6 protein-coding genes and 1 pseudogene are annotated in these 5,962 nt (G+C 39.7%); 3 read left to right on the top strand and 4 right to left on the bottom strand.

Features of this window, described 5'->3' with window-relative positions:
- Positions 1–91: 91 nt before the first annotated feature.
- Positions 92–538 carry a hypothetical protein gene (locus PG901_RS13425; RefSeq protein ID WP_201545974.1) on the top strand — a complete coding sequence of 149 codons (447 nt, stop codon included), beginning with the start codon at positions 92–94 and terminating at the stop codon, positions 536–538.
- Between the two features lie 461 nt (positions 539–999).
- On the opposite strand, the pseudogene PG901_RS13760 reads toward PG901_RS13425, so the two are convergent.
- Positions 1,000–1,183 (bottom strand): annotated as a pseudogene (locus PG901_RS13760) (DDE-type integrase/transposase/recombinase); the annotation flags it as partial.
- A gap of 27 nt (positions 1,184–1,210) precedes the next feature.
- Here PG901_RS13760 and PG901_RS13415 point away from each other — a divergent pair.
- A complete protein-coding gene (locus PG901_RS13415) occupies positions 1,211–1,669 on the top strand; it encodes a DIP1984 family protein (RefSeq protein WP_025651570.1) in 459 nt (152 codons plus the stop codon).
- Positions 1,670–2,415: 746 nt separating this feature from the next.
- Here PG901_RS13415 and PG901_RS13410 read toward each other — a convergent pair.
- The gene (locus PG901_RS13410; RefSeq protein ID WP_144297953.1) at positions 2,416–2,775 is read right to left on the bottom strand and encodes a hypothetical protein; all 360 of its coding nucleotides are present in this window, start codon (positions 2,773–2,775) and stop codon (positions 2,416–2,418) included.
- A 172-nt stretch (positions 2,776–2,947) separates the two neighbouring features.
- On the opposite strand from PG901_RS13410, the gene PG901_RS13405 reads away from it, so the two are divergent.
- Positions 2,948–4,720, top strand: coding sequence for a potassium/proton antiporter (locus PG901_RS13405; RefSeq protein WP_201538661.1), 1,773 nt, complete (start codon positions 2,948–2,950; stop codon positions 4,718–4,720).
- 322 nt (positions 4,721–5,042) lie between these two features.
- Here PG901_RS13405 and PG901_RS13400 read toward each other — a convergent pair whose 3' ends face one another.
- Positions 5,043–5,585, bottom strand: a complete 543-nt coding sequence (locus PG901_RS13400; RefSeq protein ID WP_442966931.1) for an IS630 family transposase — start codon at positions 5,583–5,585, stop codon at positions 5,043–5,045.
- Positions 5,536–5,886 carry an IS630 transposase-related protein gene (locus tag PG901_RS13395; protein ID WP_101204408.1) on the bottom strand — a complete coding sequence of 117 codons (351 nt, stop codon included), beginning with the start codon at positions 5,884–5,886 and terminating at the stop codon, positions 5,536–5,538. The genes PG901_RS13400 and PG901_RS13395 overlap by 50 nt, the downstream gene beginning before the upstream one ends.
- Positions 5,887–5,962 lie beyond the last annotated feature (76 nt).

The raw sequence follows: 5,962 nt of genomic DNA, 5'->3' as shown, positions 1-5,962 counted from the left end.
CTTATGGTAGTAAAAACCTGAATTTCATCACGTAAACAAAGAGAACACTGCTAAATAGTGGTGTTCTCTTATTATATTTAAAGGAAAAATTATGCGTTCTTTGCTTCTAACGACAATTTGCTTAACGGGCAGCTTAGCTCTAGTGGCTTGTAATAACCATCGTGCCGACACCACGGATCTGAGTAAGCAGCCTACAATAGAAGTGCCGGTAGCGTCAGCGGCATTTACTGCTTTTGGAAACACCGCTAAAGAAAAAATTTGGCGAATAGTGATTGAAGGAAATGAGCTAAGTATAGAGGCGAATTTCTTAAAGCCAACGACAGCAACAGTTATCGTGGTGGGTTCTGGTTCTGTCAATACTGAAGGTGTCGAATACGCGAGTACTATCAATGGACAGCCTATTGTTGTGAATATAAAAAATAACCTTTGTATCGATGACAATGGCTATCAAAATGAACTTACTGCAATATTAACTTACGCAGGCGAAGTATATCAGGGTTGTGCCGTTGCCGGTGCAATAGAAATTGCGCCCACATAGAAGATAAGCCTAACCTATGAATAAACCATTGAAAAAATTTAGCCTAGTATTCTTACCATCATTTTTGTGGGTCGTATTAACTGGGCTAGGATTTGGCTCTCAAAGTCTATCTAATTTGATTGAAATTATAGGAATTTTTATAGTATCTGTGCTGTGTTTATTTATCCCAGAACGATTTATAAAATATCAACTCCTTCTTCTAATACTCTTAATAATCACTGCCTTAGTGCGTTTTTTAACCCCATATATACCGGAATAATATTAAACCAGTTGGCTATCTGAACCGCCCCGACTATATCGGAGAGCGTTTTATTTGAGTCAGGCAACTTTGCCTGACTCATTAAGACTATCATAATATTGCTTTTCAAACTCAAAAGGTGATACATAACCAATCGTACTATGCATTATCATATGAATTACCCGCGTTCCAACAAAGGTAATAACGCCAGAATCAGCCATCTGATCAGTATAACGAATAGATAAATACTGAACGCCTCTATCACTACGATGAATAACGTCTTTTGGGTTGTTTCTGTCTGCAATGGCTTGATTTAACGCTGCCATCATCATATCGATGTTCATACGATTAGACACCTTCCAGCCAACAATACTACGGACAAACACATCTATAATAAACGCAGTATACTAATAAGGTGTTAAAAGGAGCTAAAAATGAAACTCGCAGAAGCCCTACTTATTCGTAGCGATATGCAAAAAAAACTTGCTCAAATTAAAGGACGTATTCGTAGTAATGCTAAAGTTCAAGAAGGCGATACGCCAAATGAAGATCCAAGTCATCTAATGATTGAGGCTAGTCAAGTCATTACTGAGCTATCTACTTTGATTGAACGTATTCACCGTACCAATGCAGTTGCTAAGACGGATAAAGATCAATCAATGCTGACGCTATTGGTTGAACGCGAGGCGTTGGAGATGCGCCACAAACTATTAATTGAAGCAATTGAAGCGACCGACACTGAGGCAGATCGTTATAGTCATCGTGAAATTAAATGGAATATTATGGTCTCAGTAGCTGGGTTACAAAAGCAAGCCGATGACCTGGCGATGAAACTACGCAAAATTAATATTGTCATTCAAGCCAATAACTGGCAAATTAACCTTGTTGAATAAGATTTGTAGACTACTAAATTTATAATTTTCTATTCTTATAGTCATAAATGAATAGAACCACCTATTGGAACCGATTGGGCGAGTGTCAGACCCCTTACCTACACAACAGGGGGTTGAAAACATACTGTAGTGTTTGTCATGCGTTGCGGGTAGACGCTTTTTTTACTACTTATGCCCCGAACACGTCACAGCTCACAAGGTACTACTTAGACCTTACTACCAGATACTGACAGTCGGTTTCAACTTTACGTTTAATACCTCTTGATACGCCGATTATCAAGAGCGTCATCTACGAGTACTACGCATTTACCAAACTCAACACCCCGTGTTAAACCTCTCTAATCCACGACTCCATTCAAGTCCTCACTAGGGTATCGAACCAGTGAAATCGGTTTATCATAGGCATACTTACAATAGATTATAGGCGTAATAATAGTACGCTTGAAGTGGTTTTACTGCATTAGTCTATTTTAAACGGTCTATCAATGGGCTTAAAGGGTGATATAGCTGTTTCCACTCGGGTATACCCGAAATGAATCAGTAACTTAATGCCAGATTGAGAAGCTTTTCCTAAAAACTGTGTAACTGCTTATAATCCAATAGCAGGAGAATAAGCAATGACTACTCAATCTGACATTAAAAAACTGGCTGAGCAAATGGCCAGCAGCATGAGCAGCTTAAAAGTTTGAGAAAAAGGTGTGTTATTTAAAGTCTTATCTACTACAGCTCCATAGCTATACTGGAAGTTATTTAACCTGCGCTGTTTCTAATAAACTGCCATCTTTATCGAATAAGCAGTCGACGATAATGAGCGGAGCCGCATCCAAACTATCTTCAGCGTAGTAATGTGTTATGACTTCAAAGTTACCATTATTTAATCGTCTGTAGTCTGTGTTTTTTCGTTTAATGTCCATAGACTTAAAGCCTTTAAGCATGGGCTGTACTGCTTTCTGGCACTTCGTTAGCAATGCAATCTTTGATGTTTTTTGAGCTTGTTCGAGTTCAGTATTTCTTTTTTTATCAAATGGGTTACTGCCATTTTGAATCCAAATATAAAATGCTGCAAATGTAATAATAGATAGTCCTGTCAGTGTCTCTTTTTTCATAATATGACTCGTTTAGCAATAATAGAATAAGATATTTACTAACATACAAGCATAGCTCAGTTATTCTTAAGGAGCATGTTAAAACAATAATTAACCGTTGAAAGCAATGGGTAAATGTTACTCCCGTTCTGGTTAGTTCAGCTTAGTATTATAAAATAGGGCTTAATGAAACATGGATACCTTAAATATCGTGTATCTCGTAGGAGCAGTATTAATTTTCGCCAGTATCATGGCAAGTACGTTATCGGCGCGTTTGGGTGTTCCACTTTTGCTATTGTTTTTAGTCGTCGGGATGCTTGCTGGTGAAGAAGGTATCTTGGGTATTGAATTTTCTCAATATGCGATAGCCAATTTTGTCGGACAAGCAGCCTTAGCCTGTATTTTGTTAGATGGCGGGTTGCGCACCTCTGTTAAATCATTCCGAGTTGGCTTAAAACCAGCCATCACACTGGCTACTTGGGGCGTACTTGCGACAGTCATGATACTGGGTGTATTCGTCACATGGCTGCTGGATGTCGATTGGCGCTTTGGCTTATTACTGGCAGCAATCGTGGGTTCAACCGATGCGGCAGCGGTATTTTCACTGTTGCGTAATGGCGGTGTTAAATTAAATGATCGTGTCCAAGCCACGCTTGAATTAGAGTCGGGCGCCAACGACCCTTTAGCGATTCTGTTAGTCACTGGATTGATTGCTTTAAATGTTGATCCTGCCGGACAGACAGCGCTAGGCTTCTTAGGCCTACTATTACAACAGCTTAGTTTTGGTTTAGGAATGGGCTTGTTCTTTGGCTATTTCCTATCTCGATTATTACCCAAGATACATTTGGCAGAAGGTATGTATGCCATTTTAATAATGTCGGCGGGTTTAGCAGTGTTTTCTGCCACTAACTTACTGGGCGGTAGTGGGTTTCTCGCGGTCTTTATCGCTGGTATTATGATTGGCAACCATAAGGTACGCTCAACTGAGCATGTCATGCGCGTGATGGACAGCTTTGCGTGGTTGTCGCAAGCGGTGTTATTTGTGGTATTGGGCCTATTGGTCACGCCATCGAACGTTCTTGAAGTTTGGCCTTATTCAGTGGCCATTGCTGCCTTTATGATTTTAGTGGCTCGTCCTATTGCAGTCTATACCAGTGTTTTACCGTTTAAATTTAAAAATAGAGAGATCGGCTTTATCTCTTGGGTCGGCTTACGTGGTGCGGTGCCCATTACCCTTGCCATGTTGCCAGTGATTGCAGGGGTGGACAATGCCTTTATGCTGTTTGATATCGCTTTTGGGGTGGTGGTCTTATCGTTGGTGTTACAAGGGACGACCATTCCTTTTATGGCCAATCTGTTTAAGGTGCGTATTCCTAACAATAAGGGCCCAAAAGAAGAGCATGAAGTGTGGGTGTCAGATAGAGCAAGTATTACGTTGTATGAATTTGAAGTAAAGTTAGGGGCGTTTGCAATTGGTCGTCATCCGAGGGATATATCTACGCGTATCAGCTCTGAAGGAATCCATGTTTTTGCCTTGGTGCGTGGTCAGCAAATCTTGGCAATTAATGAAAAGACTAAGCTCAAATTTGGCGATAGCGTATGGTATGCCATGAGTGGCGATTATGCCGATCAGATTGCGACTGTCTTTAATGACACTACGTTAGACCGTAGAGCCATCGATGATTTTTATGGCGATTGGATGCTATCGCCGAGTGTCAAACTTAAAGATGTGCCTTTCTTTACCGATAGGATGAAATTCGAATCTCTAGAAGATACCCTGAACACGAAAAATATGTGGGAACAAACGGTTGCTGAATATATTAAGGATAGCTTAAAGATGGCACCCGTAGCAGGCGATACGGTTGTGATTAATAAGGAGTGGTTATTAGTCATTAAAGAAGTTGACGGCCAAGGAAGACTGAGAACGATTGGACTAAAACAACTAGAAAAGCCAGCAGTGGCATAGTATCTATTATTATTAGACATAATATGGACTATTAGCTGAAAGGCAACCATTTAAGACAATTAATAGTCCTGCGAACATTGTCCATTTTAGGTAACTTATTAGCTCAAATTATGGTCTGTTTTACTGGTCTCGCTAGGGTATACCCAAAATAGCAAAATTTTATTTGTGAGAGGAATTTGCATTTTTCTAAGTAAGGCTAATACAGAAGCTAAACTACGTAGCATAATTCTATTTAATCAGTGTCTTATGCTTAGAATTATTATCAATATATGTTATTTTAGTAGCCAAAGCATAAAAAACACAGTGACAATTCTGCATATAGTTAAGTCTTTATAAAATCGATACAGCCCATATCATGAAACAGTTTAGGTAGATTATTCTCCATCCATCCTTGGCGTAGAAACTTAGCCTGTGCCCATTTTTTCTCGATAGGGTTTAGATCAGGGCTGTACGGCGGCAGCCATAAAATACGATGACCATGTCTATTAAGTAGCTTTTGAATACGCTTACTCTTATGAAATCGAGCATTATCCAGGACAATCACGCATTTAGTTTTAAGACTTGGGATTAGCGTGTATTTGCACCAGTGGTAGAATATGCTGCTGTTAATATTGTGTTCAAAGTAATCAAGCGCAAATAGCATTTTTTCATAGAGAGCTCCGATGACATTCGTACGTCTCGAAGCTTGCCAGTTGTAGCTATCGATACAGGGTTTACCAATCGGTGCATAGCCATGAGAACGAATGGTTTCAGCCTCAAAGCCGCTTTCATCCATATAGACAATGGGATAGCCTTGCTGCGTAAAGCGATCAAGCCTACTCTGGAATATCGCTCTTTTTATCGGACACGCTTTTGGATGTTCCAAGGTCTTTTTTTTGACTGATACCAAGACGCTTTAAAGCATTAAAGATGCCCGTTTTACTACAGTTCAAGCGACGAGCTCTTTCATAGTTATAATCATCTGGGTATCTTTTTACGTCTTCAATCAATGCGTCATCAGGTATTTTAGTCGGTGCTTTATTTCTGGTTGTTTTAGGCGCTAATTTCTTCTGCCAGCTGTGAATGGTGCTGGTGCTAAGTCCATAAAATAGCGCAGCTTCTCGTATGGTCATACCATCAGTGATGCTAGAAAGTACCTGTTTGCGATAGTCTATTGAATAAGTCATCGTTTATTTCATTAAATGCAATTGTTAATAGGGTTGTATCGGTTTTATTTGGATTAGACTATACACACTTTTTAGG

Source organism: Psychrobacter sp. ANT_H3 (assembly GCF_027919975.1).
Classification (GTDB): domain Bacteria; phylum Pseudomonadota; class Gammaproteobacteria; order Pseudomonadales; family Moraxellaceae; genus Psychrobacter; species Psychrobacter maritimus.
Note: the sequence above shows the minus strand (reverse complement) of the source record. Positions and strands in the feature narration are given on the sequence as shown.